The 25,027-nt window shown below is 43.8% G+C and carries 14 protein-coding genes and 1 pseudogene; 4 read left to right on the forward strand and 11 right to left on the reverse strand.

The window, feature by feature from the left end; all coding sequences use genetic code 11:
• Positions 1 to 16: 16 nt before the first annotated feature.
• On the reverse strand, positions 17 to 625 hold the full coding sequence (locus ACOJUO_RS00315; RefSeq protein ID WP_422138618.1) for a TetR/AcrR family transcriptional regulator: 609 nt from the start codon (positions 623 to 625) through the stop codon (positions 17 to 19).
• Positions 626 to 762: 137 nt separating this feature from the next.
• Here ACOJUO_RS00315 and ACOJUO_RS00320 point away from each other — a divergent pair, with 137 nt between their 5' ends.
• Entirely contained in the window at positions 763 to 2,811 is a 2,049-nt protein-coding gene (locus ACOJUO_RS00320; RefSeq protein ID WP_422137130.1) for an FAD-dependent oxidoreductase, read from the forward strand.
• 338 nt (positions 2,812 to 3,149) lie between these two features.
• Positions 3,150 to 4,136: a transposase gene (locus ACOJUO_RS00325; protein WP_422138619.1), complete on the forward strand. Its 987-nt coding sequence runs from the start codon at positions 3,150 to 3,152 to the stop codon at positions 4,134 to 4,136.
• 588 nt (positions 4,137 to 4,724) lie between these two features.
• Here the strand turns inward: ACOJUO_RS00325 and ACOJUO_RS00330 are convergent.
• The 3 genes from ACOJUO_RS00330 to ACOJUO_RS00340 all read right to left on the reverse strand — a co-directional run bounded on the left by ACOJUO_RS00330 (position 4,725) and on the right by ACOJUO_RS00340 (position 8,082).
• On the reverse strand, positions 4,725 to 5,405 hold the full coding sequence (locus tag ACOJUO_RS00330) for a hypothetical protein (protein WP_422138620.1): 681 nt from the start codon (positions 5,403 to 5,405) through the stop codon (positions 4,725 to 4,727).
• A gap of 175 nt (positions 5,406 to 5,580) precedes the next feature.
• A complete protein-coding gene (locus ACOJUO_RS00335; RefSeq protein ID WP_422138621.1) occupies positions 5,581 to 6,609 on the reverse strand; it encodes a hypothetical protein in 1,029 nt (342 codons plus the stop codon).
• A gap of 345 nt (positions 6,610 to 6,954) precedes the next feature.
• Positions 6,955 to 8,082: a hypothetical protein gene (locus ACOJUO_RS00340; protein ID WP_422134730.1), complete on the reverse strand. Its 1,128-nt coding sequence runs from the start codon at positions 8,080 to 8,082 to the stop codon at positions 6,955 to 6,957.
• A 442-nt stretch (positions 8,083 to 8,524) separates the two neighbouring features.
• On the opposite strand from ACOJUO_RS00340, the gene ACOJUO_RS00345 reads away from it, so the two are divergent.
• Positions 8,525 to 9,055 carry a hypothetical protein gene (locus tag ACOJUO_RS00345; RefSeq protein WP_422134731.1) on the forward strand — a complete coding sequence of 177 codons (531 nt, stop codon included), beginning with the start codon at positions 8,525 to 8,527 and terminating at the stop codon, positions 9,053 to 9,055.
• Between the two features lie 144 nt (positions 9,056 to 9,199).
• On the opposite strand, the gene ACOJUO_RS00350 is transcribed toward ACOJUO_RS00345, so the two are convergent.
• The 6 genes and pseudogenes from ACOJUO_RS00350 to ACOJUO_RS00375 all read right to left on the reverse strand — a co-directional run bounded on the left by ACOJUO_RS00350 (position 9,200) and on the right by ACOJUO_RS00375 (position 18,255).
• The gene (locus tag ACOJUO_RS00350) at positions 9,200 to 10,351 is read right to left on the reverse strand and encodes a hypothetical protein (protein ID WP_422134732.1); all 1,152 of its coding nucleotides are present in this window, start codon (positions 10,349 to 10,351) and stop codon (positions 9,200 to 9,202) included.
• A 137-nt stretch (positions 10,352 to 10,488) separates the two neighbouring features.
• Entirely contained in the window at positions 10,489 to 10,833 is a 345-nt protein-coding gene (locus ACOJUO_RS00355) for a hypothetical protein (protein WP_422134733.1), read from the reverse strand.
• Positions 10,834 to 11,032: 199 nt separating this feature from the next.
• Positions 11,033 to 12,961 carry a DNA topoisomerase III gene (locus ACOJUO_RS00360; RefSeq protein ID WP_422134734.1) on the reverse strand — a complete coding sequence of 643 codons (1,929 nt, stop codon included), beginning with the start codon at positions 12,959 to 12,961 and terminating at the stop codon, positions 11,033 to 11,035.
• A 130-nt stretch (positions 12,962 to 13,091) separates the two neighbouring features.
• Entirely contained in the window at positions 13,092 to 14,948 is a 1,857-nt protein-coding gene (locus tag ACOJUO_RS00365) for a hypothetical protein (RefSeq protein ID WP_422138622.1), read from the reverse strand.
• A 702-nt stretch (positions 14,949 to 15,650) separates the two neighbouring features.
• Positions 15,651 to 16,084 (reverse strand): annotated as a pseudogene (locus ACOJUO_RS00370) (DNA topoisomerase); the annotation flags it as partial.
• 362 nt (positions 16,085 to 16,446) lie between these two features.
• Positions 16,447 to 18,255, reverse strand: a complete 1,809-nt coding sequence (locus tag ACOJUO_RS00375) for a hypothetical protein (protein ID WP_422138623.1) — start codon at positions 18,253 to 18,255, stop codon at positions 16,447 to 16,449.
• A gap of 469 nt (positions 18,256 to 18,724) precedes the next feature.
• Between ACOJUO_RS00375 and ACOJUO_RS00380 the strand changes: the two genes are divergently transcribed.
• Positions 18,725 to 23,662 carry a hypothetical protein gene (locus tag ACOJUO_RS00380; RefSeq protein WP_422138624.1) on the forward strand — a complete coding sequence of 1,646 codons (4,938 nt, stop codon included), beginning with the start codon at positions 18,725 to 18,727 and terminating at the stop codon, positions 23,660 to 23,662.
• Between the two features lie 48 nt (positions 23,663 to 23,710).
• On the opposite strand, the gene ACOJUO_RS00385 is transcribed toward ACOJUO_RS00380, so the two are convergent.
• The gene (locus tag ACOJUO_RS00385) at positions 23,711 to 24,859 is read right to left on the reverse strand and encodes an RNA-guided endonuclease InsQ/TnpB family protein (protein ID WP_422138625.1); all 1,149 of its coding nucleotides are present in this window, start codon (positions 24,857 to 24,859) and stop codon (positions 23,711 to 23,713) included.
• Positions 24,860 to 25,027 lie beyond the last annotated feature (168 nt).

Here is a 25,027-nt window from a genome sequence, read left to right on the forward strand (position 1 = left end):
GAGCAGCTAAAAGCAGCTATGTTGACTTCATATTCTGTACCAGTAATCTTGCCGCTACATCGCACATGCTATTGATGGAGGCCTTATCCAGATAAACCCCATCAATTAATAAACGACTTAAACCGTGCAAACTGCCCCAGGATACCTGGGCTACCCGCAGGGCATCCTGATCCTGACTGAAGCTGTCACCCGGTAAGTATTTTTTGACAAAGTCAGCATAACGCTGAAAAGCTTCAAATGAGATTTTACTGAGTTCATCAGTGGCTTGCCCATTCTTCCAGATAGGTCGGCCAAACATCAGGTCATACTGTTCGGCATGATTCTGGGCAAAATCGATGTAAGCGTGGGAAAACTCACGAAACCAGGCTTCAAGATCGTCGGGGGCTTCTGTCAGCCTGCTTCCCAGTTCCTGGTACCAGTGATTGAACCCTTGCTCTGCGATGGCACATAAAAGTTCATTCTTATCTTTGAAATGATGATAGGCTGCGGTTCTCGAGACACCAACAGCATCAGCCAACCCACGCATAGAGAGCTTCTCAACGCCGGACCCGGCGATCATCCGGGTTGCCTCATTAATCAGGCTTTGTCGTAAGTCTCCATGATGGTAATTCTTCTTGGCTGACATATTTTTACTCAAAGACAGTGCTCTGTTTCAGAAAATGAATACTCAATCTTGACAGTGTCAACATACAGTCTTATCTTGACGCCGTCCAGATAAGATAATTACAAATGTCCCTTAAAAAACATGATGAGGATCTGTCGATGACCATCTCCCCACACAGCTCTGAGCCCCATAAGCTCTACCCTCACCTGCTGGAACCACTGGATCTGGGCTTCACACAGTTGAAAAACCGGGTGCTGATGGGCTCCATGCACACTAACCTGGAAGAGCATCCCGGTGGCTACGAGCGGCTGGCCGCTTACTTTGGTGAGCGCGCAAAAGGTGGCGTCGGTCTGATGGTGACCGGCGGCATTGCGCCCAACTGGGAATCCGGCGGCTTGCCCAACGCAGCCCAGATTACAACAGAAGAAGAGATTGCCGGTCACAGCCTGGTCACCCGGGCCGTACACAACGAAGGCGGCAAGATCTGTATGCAGATTTTGCACACCGGCCGCTATGCCTACCACCCTAAAGCCATTGCTCCCAGTGCCCTGCAAGCACCGATTGCGCCTTTTCCTCCCAAAGAGCTGACGCCCGAAGAGATTGACAGCCAGATTGAAGACTTTGTGCAATGTAGCCTGAATGCCCGGAAAGCGGGCTATGATGGTGTTGAAATCATGGGTTCGGAAGGTTATTTCATCAACCAGTTTATCGTCGCTAAAACCAACCACCGTGATGATGACTGGGGTGGACGTTACGAAAACCGCATTCGACTGCCCATTGAAGTCATTCGTCGTGTAAGAGAAAAGACCGGCAAAGACTTTATTATTATTTATCGTCTCTCCATGCTCGACCTGGTTGAAGGCGGCAGCAGCTGGGATGAGATTGTAGAGCTTGGCAAAGAGATCGAAAAAGCGGGTGCGACCATTATCAACACCGGTATTGGCTGGCACGAGGCTCGCATTCCCACCATTGCAACCATGGTCCCCCGTGCTGCTTTCACTTGGGTCACTGCAAAAATCAGAAAAGAGTTAAGCGTTCCTGTTATTACCTCCAACCGTATTAACATGCCAGAAGTGGCTGAAACGGTTCTGGCCAGAGGCGATGCCGACATGGTTTCCATGGCTCGCCCTTTGCTGGCTGACCCAGAGTGGGTTAAAAAAGCTGAAGAGGGCCGTGCTGATGAAATCAACACCTGTATCGCCTGCAATCAGGCCTGTCTGGACCATGCTTTTGAATTGAAACTGGTCAGCTGCCTTGTTAACCCCAGAGCCTGTCATGAGACCGAATTAAACTATCTGCCTACTGACAAGCCGAAAAAGCTTGCGGTGGTGGGTGCTGGTCCCGCCGGCCTCTCTTTTGCGACAACTGCCGCATACAGAGGCCATGATGTCACCCTGTTTGAGGCTGCTGACAAAATCGGTGGCCAGTTCAATATTGCCAAACAGGTACCGGGCAAGGAAGAGTTCCATGAAACACTTCGATACTTCCAGCGTCAGTTAGAGCTCACCGGTGTAAATCTGAAACTGAACACCCGGGTTTCTGCCAGTGAACTGGAAAACAGCGATTTTGATGAAATCATCGTAGCGACTGGCGTTACACCACGTACACCCGATATTGAAGGATTGGATCACCCCAAAGTTCTGACCTACCTGGATGTCTTCAGGGGTGCAAAAGTCGGTAAAACCGTAGCAGTGATCGGTGCTGGCGGAATTGGTTTCGATTTGAGTGAATTTATTACCCAGAAAGGGCCTTCACACAGCCTGGATGTCGAAGCCTTCATGAAAGACTGGGGGGTTGATATGAGTCTCAGCAACAGGGGTGGTCTGGCTGCTTCCGGCTCCCGGGAAGAAGAAAGTTCACGGGAGGTTTACCTGCTTCAGCGCAAAAAGACGAAGCCGGGAGCCACCCTGGGTAAAACCACCGGATGGATTCACCGAACCGAAATGGTCAAGCGTGGCGTGAAAATGGTGCCTTCCTGTGAATACCACAAGGTAGACGATAGTGGTCTTCATGTCTCCATTGATGGTGAGCCAAAGGTTCTGGATGTGGATAACGTAGTCATCTGTGCAGGTCAATTACCTCTCAGAGAGCTGGCTGATACTATCATCAGCAAGCCTGTTCACCTTATCGGTGGTGCCGACGTTGCCGCCGAACTGGATGCCAAGCGAGCCATTAACCAGGGGGCTCGCCTTGCCGCAGAAATCTGATCCGGCTATGTGCGGATAGACTCACACTCTGTTGACCTGAGGTTGCCCTGAGCATGTCGAAAGCTGCGACTAGCCCGGGGCGATCGTAATAAATAAAAGAAAAAAAATAATAAAGAAAAAGAAAAAAAAAAAAAATAAAAAAATAAAAGGACACCCAAAAATAAGAAAAATAAAAAAAAAATAAAAGGACACCCAAAAAAATAAAAGGACACCCAAAAATAAGAAAAAATAAAAGGACACCCATAAAAAAGAATAAAAAGACCCCCTTATATTTGACAAACAAACCAGCTTGTCTACTTTTTTCTTGTTGCTGATTTTTAGTTCCGGCAGGAGAGATTATGACCCGTGCGCGAAGTTCTCTGATCGACCCAGGTTCCACACCTTATTATCACTGTATAGCTCGGTGCGTACGCAGAGCATATTTGTGTGGAGAAGATCATTTAACGGGCAAAAACTACGAGCACCGTCGGCAGTGGGTTGTAGACAAGCTCAGAGAACTGGTTTCAATCTTTTCTATAGAGGTCTGCGCCTACGCTGTCATGTCGAATCACTATCATGTGGTTTTGCATATTAATCAGATACCTGCCGGAGAGTGGACACGAGATGAAATTTTGAGTCGATGGACAAGGCTTTTCACAGGTCCGCATCTGGTTCAGAGGTATCTTGCTGCTGACCAGCTGAGTCATTCGGAACTGGCTCGCGTGGACGAATTTGTTGAAGAGTATCGAAATCGATTAACGAACATCAGCTGGTTCATGCGTTGCCTGAACGAACATCTTGCCCGTGAGGCTAACCAGGAAGATGGCTGCAGAGGTCGATTCTGGGAGGGGCGTTTTAAAAGTCAGGCGTTGTTGGATGAAGCAGCGTTGTTGACCTGCATGGCCTATGTTGACTTGAATCCGATCCGTGCCGAAATATCGGAAACACCAGAAGAATCAGACTACACGTCGATCCAGGAACGAATTGAAAAGTTGGCAGGCTCTGATACCCGAAAGCAGCCAATCACCCTTCTGCCTTTTCGATCACAAGGGCAAAACCCGGCTAAGGCATTGCCTTATATTCTTCACGATTATCTTGAGCTGGTTGACTGGAGTGGGCGTGCAGTTCGATCTGATAAGAAAGGTTCAATCCCTTCAGATATTCCACCCATTCTGACCCGACTGGAAATTGATTCAAATGAATGGCTCAAAACCATGAGATGGAATAGCCGCTTCTATCGGGCAGTGGGCAAGCTGGAAGCCATGAAAACTTTTGCTCAGGAAATGGGGCAGCATTGGGTACAGGGGATGTTCGCCTGTAGTCGTTTATTTTATGGCGTAAGTTAATTGACCAACTTTTTCGTTGTTATTAGTTTCCCCTGTCATATGGGGAGCTTTGCTATTTCTGACTTTTCTCCCTTTTGAGTGATTCGCTTTTTGTTTGTTCTGATAAACGATTAATATTTACCTTTTAGTGGCTGTCAGGGTTTGATTGTATTTTATATGGATGTCCTTTAAACATTTTAAACATTTCATTAATATTTACCTTTTAGTGGCTGTCAGGGTTTGATTGTATTTTATATGGATGTCCTTTAAACATTTTAAACATTTATTTTCGAGCTCTGAACTTTCTGGCAGGCTGTATCTGCCTCGGTGGGCTGAGATTGCGAGGGAATTATGGATAAATACATGGAAGTACTCCTTTACAATTCCAATTCATACCTTTTATTAGTCCATATTTTTCCGAAAAAGTTCAAAATTTTGATACTTAGCCCAGAGCTTGTCGAAGCCTTAGACAAGCTCTGGCACCTGGCTGCAATGGTTAAGGTAATTCTATTAGCTCCTGAAGAATCTCCTGAACGGCTTCGGTTGAATGGTCTACATAAAATTTACTTGCTTTTTGTTAATGGCAAGAATGCCTGCCTCTTCCTTCTATTAACCGCCTGGTCTCACGTACCCGGAGCATTTGAACTTTCTAATACACATACCTACACCATCTCCAAGAGTGAACCAATGAAACCATCCGGTGCATCTGCCAACCTGTGCTATAACGAAATAGGATGTAACCAAAGCAACCACAGCAGCCGCCCCGACCCCGACCCACAGTCCGGCTTCAGAGACGGTATTTTTCCAGTTCTGGCAACTGCCTGTCAGTTCATCAAGATAAGATTCGGTTTTGTCACAAGCAGGCTGTGTAAGCGCCGAAATATGATACTGGGGGTAGATATATTGCCATTCCGAGCCAGTGACTGTACAGGGTAATGTCTCTGAACCGGTATCCTGCATGTTTTCCTGCCCCTTGAGCAAAGCAGTGCGGATGGCTTCGCGGCCAAGACACTTTTTCATTGCCTGAATATCAAGCCGTGAAGCCTTGTCGGCTTTGGTTGTAAAAATAGTGCGTTCCCACTGAAACACAGTTTCCCCTGTTGATGCATTGAGCGCACAGCCGCCCAGGCAGTCAATCGGATGATTTTTACAAACCTTTTCTCCGTTCGGGCAGGAAGCATCAAATATAATGCCATTACTGTTTCCTTCCACAATAGGGTTTGCTGCTACCAAAGCAGAAGAAAGGCTCGCAAAAAGTAGCAAAATGTTTTTGTTCAGGGGATTGAGCATGATTATTTTTTACTCCAATTTAAAAAACATAGAAATTCGCCTGCATCGCTCATACAGGCTGCTTAAAAATGGCATAAAATCAGCCATATTCAATTTGAAAAACAAATCAGTATTGGCCAGTCAGCAACAGGAGACACTGAAGCCTCCTGCTTTGTGCAGCGGCTTGTTACTTGATTCAAGGCTTACGGTACGATGGTGTATAGTTAATCTGCACGACCTGAAGTGACTCAATTTGCTTTTTAAGACTCTCCTGAACATCTTCCGGCCATTGACTTATATAGGCCCTGGTAAAGCCATCCTTTGATATCTGACTTCCGTTCATCTCTAGGAACAGTTGATTCAGATCGTAAAACACTCCCGATGGTTCCAGGACAGAAACAGAAAGCCCTATGGTATCAATCAGCGAAAAACCCGACTTTTCATCATAAAAAACATTATTGAAGTTCGGGTCTCGATGAACCGCCCTGGAAAGGGTATAAATCCCATCGAATTTCGAAACCCTGTGACGCAGGTGAAATTTCGCCAGAATTTGCCCAAGCTCGGAAAACAATGCTTCAATATCAAAACTGCTTGAGGGCCTGCGGGACTCAGCAACCCAATCCCGAAGAGAGCGCCCTTTTACGGCTTTGAACAGTGAGTGCATCCTCCCCCCGATCAATCCACTCCACTCATCAAAACCAAAAGCCACCGGCTCTTCTTCAGGCACAAAGTAGCATTCAGCCACTTTCAACATAGGGGTAATCATAAAGCCAGTTTCAGCATAACCTTTCAAAATAAACTGCTGACCGTTGATCCGTATCGTGTTCAACGAAAACACCGAAGGAGAACGAGCCAGAAAAGCTATGAACTCAGCTTCATCCGTGTTGTCAGTCGCCCACTGTAAGCCCTTGTAACGCACAGGAATTTGTTGCCATTGGCTGGCGTTGTTCCCCGGCCAACGCCAGTTGAAATAATCTTCCAGGTCAGCTTGCCAATCATCGCAGGACATTGTTGCAGCATGAATGGCTTGGGTTTTTCTTAATAGTTTCAAAGCTTCTGCGCAGTTTTTACTGGCAGTCAGAGACTGACAAAATTCACTGTCCAGTTTCGGCTTCCAGAGTTCAAAGGGTTGGATACTACAGGATTCATCATCCCCGGTTACTGGCGAGTGCGGTGTCTCGTGCCATGCAAAATAAGCAGCTGCAGACGCAAACAGCACGGCCAAAGGGAACCGACAACCTCCACGACTCCATGGCTCTGTCGGACAACTTTCCAAAGAAAAAGAATATGTGGACTGCATTAACAGCAGGAGGGTCAGCATAATAAAAAATAACGGCCCAAAGGCTAAGCGGTTTCGCGGCATAACATGTTCCTGAATCAGATATTGGTTATTCTATGACCGTAATTACTCCAGAGAGTTCAACGCCCATCGAACATCGTTCGATGATTCAGATTCATGCTGCCAGCCTGATTACGGTTCTATATTTAGTCCAGACCGGTAAAAAAGACGCCCTTTAACCCACTTTTTGGCCTGGGTAGCAAGCTCAGGGCAAACGTCTCGTTGCAAGATTTAAAGTGACTCTATTTCCTGCTTGAGATTCTCCTGAGCTTCTTCTGGCCACTGACCTACATAGGCACTGATAAAGCTACCCTTTGATATTCTGTGTTTGTCCATATTCTTGAACAGCATAATAAGGTCATTATGCACTTTAGACGGTTCCAAAACTGAAACAGAAAGCCCGATGGTATCAATCAGAGAGAAGCCCGACTCTTCATCATAAAAAACATTCTGGAAATTCAGGTCATGATGAACGGCTCTGGAAAGGGTATAAATTCCATCCAAATCCGAATCTCTGTGACGCAGGTGAAATTTCGCCAGAATTTGCCCAAACTCCGAGAACAAGGCACCAAGGTCAACCTTACTTGAAGGTTTACGGGACTCATCTAGCCAATCATGGAGTGAGCGCCCTTTCACGGCTTTGAACAGGGAGTGCATACGCCCCGCGACCCATCCGCTCCACTCATCAAAACCAAAAGCCACGGGCTCTTCTTCTGGCACAAAGTAGCATTCTGCCACTTTCAACATGGGGGTAATCATAAAGCCAGTGTCCGCATAGCCCTTCAAAATAAACGGCTGACCGTTGATCTCGATCCTGTCCAACGAAAACACCGAAGGAGAACGAGCCAGAAGAGCTATGAACTCAGCTTCATCCATGGTGTCAGTCACCCACTGTAACCCTCTGTGATGCACAGGATTTTGTTGCCATTGGCTGGCGTTGTTCCCCGGCCAGCGCCAGTTGAAATAGTCTTCCAGATCAGCTTGCCAATCATCGCAGGACATTGTTGCAGGTTGCATGGCTTGCGTTTTTCTTAATAGTTTCAAAGCTTCTGTGCAGTTTTTACTGGCAATCAGAGACTGACAAAATTCACGGTCCAGTTTTGGCTTCCAGAGTTCAAAGGGCTGGATAGTACAGGATTCATCTTCCCCGGATTCTGGCGAGTGTGGTGTCTCGGGCGATGCAAAATAGTTAGCTGCAGACGCAAACAGGACGGCCAAAGAGAACCGATGCCCTCCAGAGCGACGGCATGGCTCTGTATGATAACTTTCTGAAGAAAATGAAGGTGCCGTCTGCATTAAGAACAGTGAGGTCAGCAGAATAGAAAGTAACTGCCCACAGGCAAAGCGGTTTGACGGCATAAAGTACTCCTGAATCAGATCCTGATCATTCTATGACCGTGATAACTCCAGAGAGTTCAACGGCCATCGAACATCATTCAACGATTCAGATTCATGCTGCCAGCCTGAGTAAGATTATTTGGTGAATCCTGATCGGCAAAGAAGAGGCTCACTGATCCACGTTGACGCTTTGGTTTCTTAATAACATTGCTGTTATCAGGTCTAACTAGTAAGTACCTAACCAGTTGGTTTCGCATATTCTGGACGGCGGCTTTTTCCATCCTTCTGCGTTCCAACTCTGGTTGCGTAGCTATGGCTACGCGTCCGTCGTTGCGCCTTGAAGGATGAAAAAATCCACTTGCCAGAATATGCGAAACCAACTGGCCAGGTACTTAAGGAACTATTTTTTTTAATACGCGTCAAAAGTAGTAATTATTTATAAAAAATCATGTGGGGTATACGAATGATAGGTGCTTGCAAAGAAAAAACTTTGAGCTTTTCTAACTCTACTGATCACATGTCAGAAAATACTGGTGCAAAAAAAACTGTTTATTTATGTAAAGAGTTCAATGAAGAAGGAAAACTTTTAGCCAGAAATAATAAAATACCACTTCTGAAAAGAAAATGTTCGCTGGTAAAAAAAATAGCTGGCAATTGCATATCTATTTTTGATAGATCCGTTTCCAGAGTCTGCGGGTCTATTGAACTGGCATTCAGTGAATGTAAAGATATGATTCATTTTAAATATATTATTAGACCTGTATATAAATGCTTGCCTTCAAGAGTAGGACGCCCGATTGCCACAATCGCAACATTTTTTTTAGCCGATTGCCTATTTCATAAGCCCCCCGCATATTTAATGCAATATATGAACAAAGGACAAATAAAACCTGATTATACTGACCTTTATTCAAACATGTGCTGGACAGCTCTTGGTTGCATGGTGGCATACTCTAAATATAAAAATCACCGACCCAATTCAGATACAAATTAGTAATTTTTACTTTTGAAAGCTTTTGAAAGCTTTTGAGAGTGTGAAAGATCGAAGTGTCGATTTCATGATCTACCAAGTAATTCAGCGTGTATTCAAAAGACCCCGACTGCCGCTCTGGCTTCGATAACAAGCTCAGGGCCAACGTTACGGGCTATATCTCAACTTCAGCGCCAATTGAAGTACTGCCAAGTCCTCCTTGATAACTGCCTGAGTCTCTTCTGGCCACTGACTTGCGTAAGCCCTGATAAAGCCTCTCTTTGATATCCTGCTTCTGTTCATATCTTCAAAGAGCTGACTCAGATCATGGATCATTTCGGAGGGTTCCAGCACTGAAATAGAAAGCCCAATGGTATCAATCAGCGAGAAACCCGTCTTTTCATCATAAAAAACATTCTTGAAATCCAGGTCATGGTGAACCGCTCTGGATAGAGTATAAATCCCATTGAAATTTGAAGTTCTGTGACGCAGGTGAAACTTCGCCAGAACTTGCCCAAACTCCGAGAACAAGGCATCAAGATCAACCTGGCTTGAGGGTTTGCGAGACTCAGCAACCCAGACCCCAAGAGAACGCCCCTTCACGGCTTTGAACAGGGAATGAATACGCCCCCCGATTAGCCCACTCCACTCATCGAAACCAAAAGCCACCGGCTCTTCTTCGGGTACAAAATAACATTCAGCCACTTTCAACATAGGGACAATAATAAAGCCACTGTTGATATAGCCTTTCAGGATAAACTGCTGACTGTTGATCTGTATCGTATTCAACGAATAGATCGAGGCAGAGCGAGCCAGAATACCTATAAAGTCAGCTTCTTCGATGATGTCAAGCACTTGCTTAAAAGCCCCTACAGGTATTTGCTGCCATTGGCTGGCGTTGTTTCCTGGCCAACGCCAGTTGAAATAGTCTGCCAGCTCAGCTTGCCAGTTATGGCAAGCCACTGTCGCAGGCTGCATAGCTCCCGTTTGCCTTAATAGTTCCAACGCTTCTGTGCGGTCTTTCAGGGAAACCAGGGACTGACAGAATTCTCTGTCCAGCCTGGGCTTCCAGAGTTCGAAGGGGTGAATACTGCAGGATTCATGCTCACCGGATAAAGGAACGTCCGGCGTCTCAGACCATGCATAATAGGTCACTGCAGAGACAAACAGGGCTGCTAAAGGAAACCTATAGCCTCGAAAGCCACTGCATTCGCTTGTCTGACAACTTTCTGAAGAAAACGACAGAGACGACTGCACAGACAGAAGAAGGATTAGCAGAGCAGAAAGAACCTGCCCATGGGTAAAGCGGGTTGGCAGCATGAGGTGTTCCTGAATCAGTTACTGGTAATTCTTAGACCCTGATTACCCCAGAAAGTTTAACTACCGCGATCGAACATGATTCAGATTCATGCTGCCAGCCTGAATGTGGTTAGCTTTAAGCCCGGATCAGCAGGTATTCAGCCGGACTCTGGCGCTCTCGTTTCGGCATCTTCTGGCAGACTGCCACCGGTTTTTGGCTGGTCGAGGGTGCAATTCCAACCCCAACCTTCCTGTTTTTTCACAAATTCTGAGGCTTGACCTTCGCAATAGCCTTCAGTGTAAGTGGCGTTCCAGAGTGTCTTTTCATCACTGCCTTTGGTGTAGCGGACCTCACAGGGCAGGCTGGATTCACGCTGAAGATAGATGACGCTTATCTTTCGTTCCTGATTGCTGCGGTCACAGGTGTATGAGTAATTATCCGATGCGGATGCCAGTCCGGTCATACCCAACCCAACCAGAATGGCCAGAAAAGCTCTGTACATGGGGGATCATCCTGTTCGAATTCATAGTCAACCATCCCAGAAACGTTGGCTGAGTCAGCCCAACGAATCTGCCCGTGTAGGATCAAAAGAACCACTGGGGCACTCTAACACAGCCTTTGCCAGAAACTGAAAATTCTTGGACAAACATCTTACCAGGCAGAAACGGAACGCTGAATTCGTTCACATTCAGGGATCTTTGTCAGGAAGCTCGACGAGAGTTTTTTCTGCGCCGGGTTTTCTTCTTGAAGCGGTTTGGCGATACCGGAGGCAACCCCTGTACATTAATGGCTCCGGACTGCCCAGCCTCCCGCAACAACTGAACCAGATGCTGTTCCAGCTCACTCATAAAAGTCTGATAAGAGCCTTTTTTCTCTACAATCTGATTCAGTGAGGCTTCCCAGCGGGCGGTCATGTCAGGACGACTGACAGGCTCGGGCAGAGCTTTTATCAATGCTTTCCCGGTCTCTGTAGCATGAATGTTTTTACCCTGACGGGTAAGATATTTCCTATTGAACAATAATTCTATAATGCCTGCCCGGGTGGCTTCGGTACCCAGACCGTCGGTCTCCTTGAGCACCTTCCTGATCCCGGTATCTTTAACATAGCGGGCAATACCGGTCATGGCCGACAGCAGAGTGGCGTCGGTGAAAGGTCTGGGTGGCTGAGTTTGCTTTTCTGCCAAATCCGCATCCTTGCAGAGCAGTGCCTGCCCCCTGTGCAATTCCGGCAACCTCTGACCGTCCTCTTTATCCTCAGAGACGGACGGCTTGCGGGGAAAAATGGCTTTCCAGCCTTCTTCCTGCACCTCCCTGCTGCTGGCCGTGAATTGCCCGCCTTCCAGGGTGACACTGACTTTACGAGCTAAAAACCGGTGATCCGGATAAAACTGTGCCACATACTGTCTGGCGATGAGGCCATATAAGTTGCGCTCCCGGTCACCCATTTTGTAGAGATCAGTTCTTCGGGTGGTCGGGATAATACCGTGGTGTGCGCTTACTTTGCTGTCATTCCAGGCTTTGCTTTTGCGGTCGGGTAATGCACCGTCCACAGCACTGGCCAGTTTTTCATCATTGCTTCGTATCGCGCCAAGCACTTCCGGTGCCTCCCTGAAATGCTCCACAGGCAGATAACGACAATCCGATCGGGGATAAGTCACCAGTTTCTGCTCATAAAGCTTTTGACAGACATCCAACACTTCCTTGGCACTCATCCTTAACTGTTTGGCAGCATCAATCTGAAGAGCGGAAAGTGAATAGGGTAACGGTGGCGATTCCTTGCCAGGTTTCTTCTCCAGCTTAGTGACTGTCCCCTCCTTGCCCTGAATCCTGCTGACAACATTTTCCGCCAGTCGACGATCAAGTACACGGCCCTCGTCATCCATCCAGGGCTGGCAGGCTTCACTGGGTTGCCATTTTGCCTTGAAACACTCACCCTGGTCAGTCACCAGCAGGGCAAAGACTTCGAAATAAGGTTTGGGTTGGAAATCGGCAATATCTTCGTCTCTTCGAACCACCAGGCCCAAAACCGGAGTCTGTACCCGACCGACAGAAAGCAAACCGCCATAACCTGCCTTTTTGCCAAGAACGGTATAGGCACGGGTTAAATTGATACCATAGAGCCAGTCGGCACGGGAGCGTGTCAGAGCGGAAACAGAAAGAGGTACAAAATCAGAATTGCTCTGCATTCGATCGAAGGCTTTCTTAACTGCCGGACCGTTCAAGTCATTCACTAAAAGACGACGGACACTTTTTCTGCGGGTTGGTGAAAGTTTGAGATAATCCAACACTTCATCGACCAGCAACTGCCCTTCCCTGTCCGGGTCTCCGGCATGAACAATGACATCAGCCGTTTTCAACAGCTTACGAATCACCGATAACTGGGAGCGAGTGTTTTTTCGTGGTTGCAGTTGCCACTGCTGGGGAACAATAGGCAAATGTTCAAAACGCCATTGCTTGAAGGCAGGGTCATACTGCTCAGGCTCAACCTGCTCCAGCAGGTGGCCTATACACCAGGTGACGACATCACCGGATGCGGTCTCTATGTAGCCATCCTGTCGTTTATGGGGGCGGGGCAAAACATCGGCTATGGCTCTGCCCAGACTGGGTTTTTCAGCAATGATTAAACGCATCAGGTCAACAAAAGTTACATCAGATCAATGGTACAGCTGCCTATAATAAGTTTCTTTCTGGCCGTATCATAGCCCTGAATAAGCAGACAGCCCAAGGCTTCAGCCTTTTTCAAGTATCTGGCCAGTTGGTTCAATATACGTTCAGCAATGATAGCAGGTACTCCCTGAGCCTTGAGTCATTAATTAACTTGAAGAATTCGTCAAGCTGTTCTTTATCATAACCGGTATTCTGATCGAATATGTGCTGAATCAGTACCTTGGTTGCCAAAATATCACGAATATCCTTGCTTTCTGTGTTTTTGATTTCATCAAATAATTCATTGTTCTCACCCTGTACCAACTTTCTCTTAACTTGTGTATCGAGACGCCAAACTTCAGCATTGGGGCAGTGGACCAGCCATACAACATCCAGCAGATCAGGCATGGCGTTTTTTGCCTTAATGATTTGCTTGTTTGTCTGACGACGAAGCGGTGAGTCCTGATTAAATTGATTCAGTGCTGCTGCCTTTATTTCTGGCTGATAGTCATTCACGAAAAATGACTCAAGGCCTGTGCCTTGCCAGAGTGATTGAAGATGTTCGTTCACCTGAGTTTGAAAATGACGCCATTGGTAAAAAGGAATCTTATTCATTGTGATGGCTTTGGTCAGGTTGATATCTCCTGTAACCAGGGTTAATGGTTGAGAGAAGTAAGCCAGAGCATTGTAAGCATTGTCGTTATCAATAAAACCAGAATCGATAAACGTTATTTTTCTATATTCAGAGACAGTAGGGTCACAATCGCTATACGTTATTTTTTTATATTCAGAGGTTGTGCGCTGACAATAGCTATTTGATGCACTGTTTGATTTGTAATGAACATTGCCAAAACCCAGTTCACTGAGCATTTCTTTAAAGGATTCTGTTGATAACATTGACCATTTAAGGTCGGTAACAATTTTTATGTCACCCGGATCTATTCTTCTGATAATCTCCAAATACTCTTTCAAGAAGGCTTCATCGTCGTAATAAGCGGTATAATACGACACGTTCTGAATAGCTTCTGCCTGAGCATCCAAATCACTACGGCCCGTAAGAGCAAGTCCCAGCCATGGCCTATCTTGCAGTAATTGCTTTAAATCTTTGTACAGTGAAGTTGACGTTTTGTCGTCTGAAATTTCGTAATTATCAACTTTCTCGATCAGTTCTGAGTTAAAGGGTAACCCAAGGTGCAGTTCACCCAGACCAAACCTTGGCGTAGCAATAGAGAACTTATGTTGTTCTGTTTTAATGGAGCACTCTGTAAGATTTTGACACAAATCATAACCTTCAAACCGAAAGTCCGAGATGTAGTTCATGGTTTGACGATTCAAAGGCATAGATTCAAGGCTACTGACTCCAGATCTTTGGTGAAAATTTTCTACCAGCCATAAACTGACAATAAAGCTCTCAGCCAAACTCTTGCCTCCGGCACCAATATTAGAATACTGACCAATTCCCAACCAGTTGGATGTACTGGGGATTCTCATTCCTGCCCAGGTTGACAGGGAGAGGGTAAAACTTCCGAACTCCATCTGCATCGAACTGGTGTCGTATTCCTGCCTTTCATCCTTAAAAATCCAATTAATTTTCAGATCAGAAGCTTCAGAAAAAGCACGGTAGAGCTTTTTTTTCTGAGATTGAGTGCTCTGTACAGTCAATTCAACAGGAATATTGTTAAAAGCTTTATCACGACGAAGCTCTTTGTTGACTTCCAGTAAACAGGCAAAGTCATCCAGACCATCTTCGGCTATTGTTGCCAAAATCAGTTTTGGCTCATTGGGATAATAAACATAGGGCCTTGCATTCAGTGCCAGCAACCATTTGACTAAGGACGATTTGAGGTTGATCTCCCTGTCATCCATATCGACTTGTGTAGCGCAGACCGATGATGGCAAAAAATTAAGGAAAAGAGCCAGTAACAAAATCATCATTAATGTAAAAGTTTTGTAGACGTTTTTTAGCTGCATAATGTATCAGACCTCCTATGAAACAAGCGTACCTGATACCGACAATTTTTGCGGGTTACGATTATTTGCATCAGATAATTGAGAAATCAACGCCTGTATTGAGGCAGGCTGTTATAAGTACCTAACCATAGAACCTCTCTGCTGAAAGCTAAAACCTGACATCTTTCCTGATCGATTCGATGTAGCAATCACAATCAGAGTGTATGATAGTTCCGTTAACAGGATAGAAATAGTAGTTCATTTTTTATGAAGTACATCAATATCACAGGAAGATTTTTTAAATGACATCAACCCGATTGAAAGCCATGTGATGTATTTCCTGAATTTCCTCAGATATAAAAGATGAACAAATGACAAAAAACTTTAGTTCCAATCATAGGTAAGCAAATGTTTTTGAAACAAGCTACTCTTCACTCGCTAAAGATTTTAGTAAAGAGTACCCAGCCAGTGACGTTCAATAGACAAAATTTCAAGAAATTAAAAGTACTCAGCCATACGGAATCGAATATTTCTGGCTTATTGGGCAGGTGTTCTGCAAGGCGCAACGACGGGAACATAGCAAGCTATGTGACCAGAGTTGCAACGCATCACGACTGCATGGATGCAGGAGCTAGAGCAACGCAGGAGCAGTTGCCGCGAGTGTCTGAACAATGAGTCAGAAGATATGATTTCGTATGGTTGAGTACTAAAGGATTACTTAGAAAGCTTTTGACAGACATCCAACACTTCCTTGGCACTCATCCTTAACTGTTTGGCAGCATCAATCTGAAGAGCGGAAAAACACTCACCCTGATCAGTCACCAGCAGGGCAAAGACTTCGAAATAAGGTTTGGGTTGGAAATCGGCAATAGCTTCGTCTCTTCGAACCACCAGGCCCAAAACCGGAGTCTGTACCCGACCGACAGAAAGCAAACCACCATAACCTGCCTTTTTGCCAAGAACGGTATCGGCACGGGTTAAATTGATACCATAGAGCCTTTCTGCAGAGGGACCTACTCCAGCAGGTGGCCTATACACCAGGTGACGACATCACCGGATGCGGTCTCTATGTAGCCATCCTGTCGTTTATGGGGGCGGGGCAAAACATCGGCTATGGCTCTGCCCAGACTGGGTTTTTCAGCAATGATTAAACGCATCAGGTCAACAAAAGTTACATCAGATCAATGGTACAGCTGCCTATAATAAGTTTCTTTCTGGCCGTGTCATAGCCCTGAATAACCAGACAGGCCAAGGCTTTGACCTTTTCCTAAGTATCTGGCCAGTTGGGTAAGTTTCTTTCTGGTCCAGTGTTAGCCCCGAATAACCAGACAGGCAGAGTCTCCGGGGTTTCTAGCAGCCTGTCGGACTTAAGACTGTCCTACTGCGGTTGCAATAAATTGGTCTAAAAATCTCTGTTTCTTCGTCAAATAGCTCGCTATTCTCCTCAGAAACAGAGATTTTTATCCTCAATTTCTTGCAATCCTCGCTACGGACGCTTAAGTCCGACAGGCTGCTAGTGCTAATGTTTGTTTAGCAATGGTATCAGGTATTCTCTGAGCCTTGGATCCTGAATTAACATGAATAATTCGTCAAGCTGGTATTGATTAAAGCCCGTACTCTGATCACGACTGTGCTGAATCAGCACTTTGGTAGCCAAAATATCCCGTATATCCATACTCTCCGTCTGTTTGATCTCATGGAACAATTCATCGTTCTGCCCATTCTCCAATCTCTCTCTGACCTGTGTATCAAGATTCCAGAGTGCATGACTGGGACGATGGACCAACCATATAACATCAAGTAGACCGGGCATGGCGTTGTGCGCACTAATAATTCGCCTGTTTATCTCACGACGAAGCGGTGAATCAAGGTTAAATTGGTTAAGTGCTGCAGCTTTTATTTCCGGCTGATAGTCACTCACAAAAAAAGACTCAAGGCCTGTGCCTTTCCAGAGTGATTGGAGATGCTTATTTACATCAGTTTGAAAGTAATGCCATTCGTAAAAAGGAATCTTATTCATTGTGATGGCCTTGATCAGGCTCATATCTCCTGTAACCAGAGTGAGTGGCTGAGAGAAGTAGGCGAGAGCATTATAAGCACGCTCGTTATCGATAAAACCAGGATTGATAAAAGTTATTTTTCTATATTCAGAGCCAATGCGTTGAAAATAGATGCCAGACCCACCTCTTGATTTGTAATGTATAGTGCTAAAGCCCATTTCATACAACATTTCCCTAAAGGCTGGCGTGCTTAATATTGTCGATTTAGTGGGGGTAACAATTTTTATTTCACCCGGCTCTATTCTTCTGATAATGTCCAGATACTCTTTCAAGAAGGCTTCATCTTGATAATAAGCAGTATAATACGACACGTTCTGGATAGTTTCTGCCTGAGTATTCAAATCACGATGCCCCGTAAGAGCATATCCCAGCCATGGCTTATCTTGCAGTAATTGCTTTAAATCTTGATGCAGCGAAGTTGATGCTTTGTCGACTGACATTTCGTAATCATCAATTTTTTCGATCAACTCAGAGTTAAAAGGCAACCCAAGGTGCAGTTCACCCAAGCCAAATTTTGGCGATGCAATACAGGATTTATCCTGAGCTGAATCAAGGGAATATTTCAAGTAGGGATGATTAACATTATGATTATAATGTTCTGGGTCTGAGAGGAACCTTCTATTTCGACGACTCAATGTCAGATTAGCAAAATTATTAACACCAGAACTCTGATAATAATTTTCTGTTAACAATAAATCGTCAGTAATACTAACGTCCAAGCCTTTATCCATAGCCTCAATATTAGAATAGTGACCAATTCCCAACCAATTGGATGTTTTGGGGACTCTCATTCCTGACCATGTAGACAGAAAAAGGGAAAAGCTTGCATACTCCATCTGCATCAATCCAGTCAAGTATTCCTGCCGTTCATCTTTATAAATCCAATTAATTTTCAAATCAGAAGCTTCAGAAAAAGCACGATAGATCTCCTTTTTTTGAGATTCAGTGCTCTGTACTATCAGTTCAACAGGAATGTTGCTAAAAGCTTTATCATTACCAAGCTCTCTGGTTACTTCCAGTACATAGGCAAAGTCATCTGTACCTTCTTCGGCTATTGTTGCCAAAATCAACCTTGGGTCATAGGGAATAAAGCTGTATGGCCTTTTGTTCAACGCAAGAAACCATTTGATTAAAGAAGATCCGGGGTTGATCTCCCTGTCACCCATTTCGACTTCTGTAGCGCAGATAAATGATGCCATAAAACTAAGCATTACTGCTATTAAACACATTGTTGCTGTAGAATTTTTGTGGAAGCTTTTTAGCTTCATAATGTATTAGACCTCCTGTGATACAAGCGATAAGCGCAACTCATATCAACAATTTTTTAATGGGATATAACTGTTAGCTTGAAATAAAACAGATATAGTAGTTCATTTTCACTGAGACACATCAGTATGACAGGACATGTTTTTGTTGAATAACAATAGCCTGATCTGAAACCATGTCATATATTTCCCGAAAAAACCCTGAAACTGTATGGACTGAATGAAGAACACTCAACGTTATACGGAAAAATTATGATTCATCATAGAACCCAATTCGAAAAAATCAGCCTGGACGGAGTAGTTTCCTCCGATATAAAAGAGGATCAAATAAGAATAAACTTTAGTTCCAATCATAGTAAGGCAGATACTTTTAAAACAAGCTACCCTTCACTCGCTAAAGATTTTAGTGAAGAGTACCCAGCCAGTGACGTTCAACAGACAAAATTTCGAGAAATTACAAAGATTACTTAGTATGGTTTTTACCGCATTAACCAGATTTAATAAGAAAACTATTAAGACTATCCTGTTGTCAATAAACCTGATAACAGGGAGTGCTCTGGCAATAACCGAAGATCAAAAAAGCATACTAAAACAACTGACCCTTCAAGAGTATGTAGAGCTTGATCGAGAAATTAAAGAAAAAAAATTGTATGTGCAGGCTAAATTTTACATTAATAAAATGATGGCAGGTGTTAATAGAAGAAAAAGAAATGTTTTTTTCAGAAGAAAAAACAGGGAAATAGCTAAGAAAATGGGGGTTAAGGCTAGTTATAATACTACCAAGTTTGGTATGCCTTATACCCTACTAAGGACGTTTAATCTTGTTCAGGCAATGATTCACTATGGTAAAGTAGAACCTATTAAGCAAATACGAATAGCCGATACAGATCAAGTAATGCTTCATAAAAGTAATAGAGCAGCCAGTGTCGTTGAAGACTATGTAGACAAATTATTGGAAAGAGCTGAGCAAACGCCCACAACCGATATGGGATTGGTAAATCTGTTCTATGAGGACCGAAGTCATCAAAAAGAAGGAACAAGTATTATTAAGACAGAAAAAAATAAAGACTTTAATTTTCAATCAGTATACCCAAACAACAATCTATATCATCTAATTCGCTTAGCAGATAATCCAGACTACCATCCGGATCATCAACTGCACCTGCTACGTAATGGTGAATTTGTTTTGACCCATGTCAATATAATTCGGCAGGGAAATTTAGAAGATGGCGATAAAATAATCTACCTGGATAAATCCAGATTATTTAAACCTAAATCAACATCACCCACGAGAAACTCCGCATCCAGAGCCAGAGAGATTTATATTGCTGTAGATAGACTTCAAACCTTCCTTGATAAGAGGTATCCAAACAAATTTAGACTCAGTATCAATGAACAAAATTTTTTTCAGGTTTTATTGGATTTTGTAGCACCCTATGGTTGGTGGAAAGATGCATTTTTTAGAATAGAGTTTAATTTTGACAATATTGGCAACGAAGGACCAGAAGTTTATGTTAAATATGCACCAAGGGTAGCCAATCTTTATGGTGAAAGTCTTTGCCTGATGCAGATTTATAAAAATTCTGAAAGATTCAATCCCGGCTATAGCAAATGGTGGTGGTTAAATTGTTTCAGACGTGTGCGCTATGGATCGGACATTTTTACTGTAGAAGAGCTTATTTTAAACGTTATAAATTATATGATCGCTGACTTCAATATTAGATCAGAAGGTATTCTTTCTAGCAATAACTATAGAGAGCCCACCAAGGATTTAATTACAGAAGAAATAATCAAAGTCAATAATCAGGCAAAAATGGCCAGCAAGTCTGTTTATGTAGAAACAGATCATAATAAGATAAAAGAAAGTGTAAATACAAGATTAAAAGATGGAGAAGACCCGGCTTTTTATCATTTGTTTTTTGATGACGAGTTTGATGCAGAATTCGATAACACAAAGAATACAGAATCAATAAGGACAGATATTTTTATTCCAGTTGAAATGCATGCTGAAGCTGAAATTGTAGAATTTGATTACACCTCAATTAGAGATTTTGATGATCTGATATATGAAGCCAGAAGGAAGTCGGAATTTAAAATACCAAAAAATATTAAACCCGTTATTTATTATAACAATGAAAAGCTGGATGAGAATAATTACAAAAGGGTTTGGGATGGCATAAGGAATCAGAATAAAAAATATATAAAAAAAGAAAAAATGATAAAAAAACACAAAAAAAAGCATAACGCCCTGACGATGATTGTTAAAGTCCCTGATTATGAAAGTCGAGCTTTTGAAAATGCTAAAGCTAGTTCACTGACGCATTATATTCCAGAAAACCCGTGTCAGCAGCCGCTCGATTGTCACAAGCCAGCTTACATATTTGAGGTAGGCAAACCCATAAAATGGGAAATACACCTAGTTGAAAATAAGAAATTGGCAAAAGCTAATAATATGCTTTATCAATACAAACTTATTTTACCTTTAGAAACACAAAAGACAACAGAACGCTACAGAGGAGGAGCTCAGTATGGAAGTTTCGCCAATGTCTGGATACCCACTATTAGAAATGATATGTCAGACGTTGAAAAGAAATTCGCTTTGATGTCAATGTATGATTTATCAAGAAATAAATTTAAAATTCCAAATAATCTCAAAAAAAACTCCGTTTCAAACTTTGGCAACAATATTATTACCAAATCATTATTGACGCCACAGAACGATGTCTGGTTGCCAACTCAGGCCAATTTGGAATTTTTGTTGCAAAGAGTTCAAATGTCTCTCCTTCTCAGTAATGAGGACTACTCAATTGCAGAGGAAAACAATGTTTTTTTTGAAAGTCTCATCAGTGGAAATATTGATGAGAATGTTATCAAGGATTTGGGCTTTTTTATTGGGTACCTGGCTCCAAGCCTGAGACATGTATCAAGAATGAATAATCCTGATAAAGTAGAAGTTATTTATCGTATTGTTTTAAACTATCTCGTTGAATTTTGTGTCAGGACTCTGACCTCTAACGAATTTGACGCAAGCTCTGAAATAGTCAAAAAACTTATAGAAAAACCGGAGCAATTTAGCCTGGAGGACATCCACAATTCCAGCAAAAAAGATATTTCTGTAGCTTTTAAGGTATTACAAATAGCTGATTTCCTTTTCGGAAAGACCCTCTTTAATCCTTTTTATAAAGAGGCTTCCGATTTTTATTTTTATGAGAATGAGCTAGAAAGTCTTCAGCTTAACATCAAGAGTATGCATAAAATTATTGATGATGGGAAAAATCTTATTCCACTATTTTTCAGTCACTTGTTGCCAGCCGCTAGGTATTGCTCGGGTGGTCTTGATTTCGAAAGCAACGATTTTTTAAATAAGTTCACCTTAAGTATTTTGGAAAAATTTTTAAGTCGAACAACAAATAACGATATAAAAGTTTCACTGCAACTTTTCCTGAAAAAAACAGGACAAAAGTCGGATATTTTCAGTAAAGAAAAAACGGAGGAATTAATCACTTTATTCAGGAAAAATTCTCCGAATTTTTTTATTAATGCACAGAATGAACAAGGTAGTTTCGTACAAACCTGTTACCATTGTGGTGAACTGTATCAAACTGAAGAACCTATAAGAGGGAAAGGGAGTCGTAAAAACAAAAACACGGGTAAATCAAAAGAAACGCTCGTCAGACCTTTTCACAGAGCCTGCATGGAAGAAGACAGACGCATCAGGCAGCAAGCAGGGCAATTATTTAAAGAGATGGAAAAGAGCTATCCCAAAAAACAGCTATATGGTCCTGATTATCACTATAACCCTGTTCCCGACGGTTTTGAGCTGATAAGAATCAATGGCGATGGTAACTCTATGTACTCGTCCATTGCAGAGATATTCAACAGGCATGCATGGTCAGAACAAGCGGTCCAATGGAACCAACAAACAGTAAGAGAGATCATGGATTATAATCTTCGTGAGATTTTTTTCACGATACAGGCTCATCCCGACAAACACAAACTGATGCAGGAGCTTGAGCTACTCTTGGGGATCGATGCTGGCATTATTCCAGCGATCCTCGATAACAATGTTATTACTGATTCAGCCTCTTTCGCCCACCCCGAATCAGACAGATTGCAACAATTTGGCGCTGCCCGGCTGATTACCCTGCTAGTACCGACACAGGGTGTCTGGTTCCCGGTGATTACACAAGGTCAGGCTGGGCCTTATCATGAGATTTATGACCTGAGGCGCTGGGTCAATTTTGCTCCTGACCTTTTGGCTATGCTATTACAAAACGAAAATTATACCTTTCCTGATTTCTCTGAAAGTCAAAGGGCAACACTTTTACAGTTGTTGTTAAACCAGAATTTCGATCAAGCCAAGCTCTTCGTCTCCCACATTCTGAAAGCTTCCTATCAGTCTTCAGCTTATCTTATCCACTACCCTGGTTCAGTAGCTCTCATAGAACACTTTGATGCAGCAGTAAGCATTGAAAATTCCCGGAATATCGAGGTTGGAGAGACTTTTGAAGCTCTTTCCATCGATGAAAATAATAGAAGAATGAGGTCTGATACTGTTTCTTCGGTTTCAGCCAATAAGACTGACAGTGAGACATCAGAAAATCCCGACCCCTTATTGTTAATGATTCAAACCAGTTTTGAACTGATAAGAGTTAATGGTGATGGTAACTGTATGTACTCGTCTATCGCAGAGATATTCAACCGGAATGGGCGGTCAGGACAAGCAGGCATATGGGACCAGCAAACAATAAGGCAGATTGTGGATTATAACCTTCGTCAGATTTTTTCCACGATTCAGGACCATCCTGACAGGGAAAAACTGATGCAAGAGCTTGAGCTTCTGTTGGGGATCGACGCTGATGTTATTCCAGCCATTCTCGATAATAAGATCATTACTGAATCAGCTTCTTACGCTCAATCGGACTTAGCCAGATTACAACAATTTGGCGATGCCCAGCTGATTGCATTGCTAGTGCCAACTCATGGTGTCTGGTTCCCCGTGATTACACTAGGTCACCAAAGCTCTCATCACGAGATTTATGACCTGAAGCGCTGGGTAAGCTTTACTCCTAATCTTTTGGCTATTCTGTTACAAGACAAAAATTATGATTTTCCTGATCTCTCTGACAGTGAAAAGACGATACTTTTACGGTTGTTGTTAAGCCAAAATTTTGATCAAGCCATACTCTTCGTCTCCCAAATTCTCACAGACTCCCATCAGTCTTCAGCTTATCTTATCCACACTCCCAGTTCAGAAGCTCTCCTGGAACACTTTGATGCGGCAGTAAGCATTGAAACGCCCCCAAATGTGGAGTTTAATTCGTCACCAACTGTAGAGGACCATAACCCCCTATCGTTAATGATTCAAGCCAGGCTTGCAGTCCACACCACACCAACCAATACTCTATAGGTTAACAACCTCCCTGCCCGCTCAAGAGGTTGTCACCACACGCCTTCCCTAGATGGTTGCTTTCGCAGCCATCCCCGTTCCAGTCGCTCCACAGGCTAACCCCGCCAGCCCGGCGGTTTTGATATTCTTTGCTGCGTTAATGTCCCGGTCGTGATGAGTGCGGCACTCTGGACACTCCCATTCACGAATAGACAACGGCAAGCTTTCATGGACAAACCCGCAGCCGGAGCAACGCTTGGAGCTTGGAAAGAACCGGTCAATCTGAACAACCTTTCTTCCTGCCCACTCCGCCTTGTATTGCAACTGTCGGACAAATTCTCCCCAGTTTGCATCGGCTATGTGCTTGGCCAGCTTTGGATTTTGAATCATACCCTTCACGTTTAGAGACTCTACGCAAACAAGCGGATGGCCGCCCCCTTGGTTCTCGTCTATAAATTCGCGGGATGCCTTGTGAGTAGCATCCATCCGGCAATCGGCAATTTTTGCATGAATGCGAGCAACCTTGAGCTTTGCTTTAGCTCTGTTGCTGCTACCTTTCTGCTTTTTCGACAACTGACGCTGAAGGTAGGCGAGCTTTCGCTCGTAGCGTTTGGTGTGTCTTGGATTACCGGATTTTTCGCCGTCTGAAGTGATGAACAGATCATTCAAACCTAAATCAATGCCCACTGTCTTATTTCTAATAGGCATTGCTTTAGCTTCAAATTCGCACAACATAGAAACAAAGTACCGGCCTGCCCGATCTTTGCTGATAGTTACACTGGAAGGCTCAGAAGACAGTTCTCTGCTCCAGCAGATATTCAGAGGCTCTTTGCTTTTCGCTATAAACAGGTGGCCGTTTTTAACGCTGAAAGCAGCCTTTGTCAGCCGCATACTTTGTCTTGAATGTCTTTTTTTGAACTTAGGGTATTTCGCCCTGCCAGCCCAAAAGTTCTTGAAGGCTTCCTGCTGATCCCTGAGTGTTTGTTGCAGGATGACACTGGATACATCTGCCAGAAATGGGAACTCTGTCTTGAGCGACACAAGCCGCTTTTCTGCCTCGGAATGGGAGATAGATTGCCCGTCTTTGTAGTAGGCATCAGTGCGAAAACGGAGGGTGTTGTTATAGACAAAACGGGCGCAACCAAACGACTGGGCAAGAAGTATTTCCTGTTCCGGCGTTGGGTAGAATCGTTCTTTGTAGGCACGTTTAGTTTTCATGGCAGGAATATTACAGAAACGATAAGCGCCTGTAAATAATTAAGGCTTCCGGTTCTGCAAGGCCTACACGGGCTTGTTGCTTATATCACCGCCCGATTGGGCGATGCTTTACGCAGGTTCAGGTAAGCGTCGTGTAATCCATAGGCTCTTATTCACTTAAACATGAGT

The organism is Endozoicomonas sp. ALC020 (assembly GCF_049275935.1).
Lineage (GTDB): Bacteria > Pseudomonadota > Gammaproteobacteria > Pseudomonadales > Endozoicomonadaceae > Endozoicomonas_A.

Bases quoted from the DNA above. Each gene is read 5' to 3' on its own strand.
- ACOJUO_RS00315 (WP_422138618.1), bottom strand. From the start codon at position 625: ATGTCAGCCAAGAAGAATTACCATCATGGAGACTTACGACAAAGCCTG.
- ACOJUO_RS00320 (WP_422137130.1), top strand. From the start codon at position 763: ATGACCATCTCCCCACACAGCTCTGAGCCCCATAAGCTCTACCCTCAC.
- ACOJUO_RS00325 (WP_422138619.1), top strand. From the start codon at position 3,150: ATGACCCGTGCGCGAAGTTCTCTGATCGACCCAGGTTCCACACCTTAT.
- ACOJUO_RS00330 (WP_422138620.1), bottom strand. From the start codon at position 5,405: ATGCTCAATCCCCTGAACAAAAACATTTTGCTACTTTTTGCGAGCCTT.
- ACOJUO_RS00340 (WP_422134730.1), bottom strand. From the start codon at position 8,082: ATGCCGTCAAACCGCTTTGCCTGTGGGCAGTTACTTTCTATTCTGCTG.
- ACOJUO_RS00345 (WP_422134731.1), top strand. From the start codon at position 8,525: ATGATAGGTGCTTGCAAAGAAAAAACTTTGAGCTTTTCTAACTCTACT.
- ACOJUO_RS00350 (WP_422134732.1), bottom strand. From the start codon at position 10,351: ATGCTGCCAACCCGCTTTACCCATGGGCAGGTTCTTTCTGCTCTGCTA.
- ACOJUO_RS00355 (WP_422134733.1), bottom strand. From the start codon at position 10,833: ATGTACAGAGCTTTTCTGGCCATTCTGGTTGGGTTGGGTATGACCGGA.
- ACOJUO_RS00360 (WP_422134734.1), bottom strand. From the start codon at position 12,961: ATGCGTTTAATCATTGCTGAAAAACCCAGTCTGGGCAGAGCCATAGCC.
- ACOJUO_RS00365 (WP_422138622.1), bottom strand. From the start codon at position 14,948: ATGCAGCTAAAAAACGTCTACAAAACTTTTACATTAATGATGATTTTG.
- ACOJUO_RS00375 (WP_422138623.1), bottom strand. From the start codon at position 18,255: ATGAAGCTAAAAAGCTTCCACAAAAATTCTACAGCAACAATGTGTTTA.
- ACOJUO_RS00380 (WP_422138624.1), top strand. From the start codon at position 18,725: ATGGTTTTTACCGCATTAACCAGATTTAATAAGAAAACTATTAAGACT.
- ACOJUO_RS00385 (WP_422138625.1), bottom strand. From the start codon at position 24,859: ATGAAAACTAAACGTGCCTACAAAGAACGATTCTACCCAACGCCGGAA.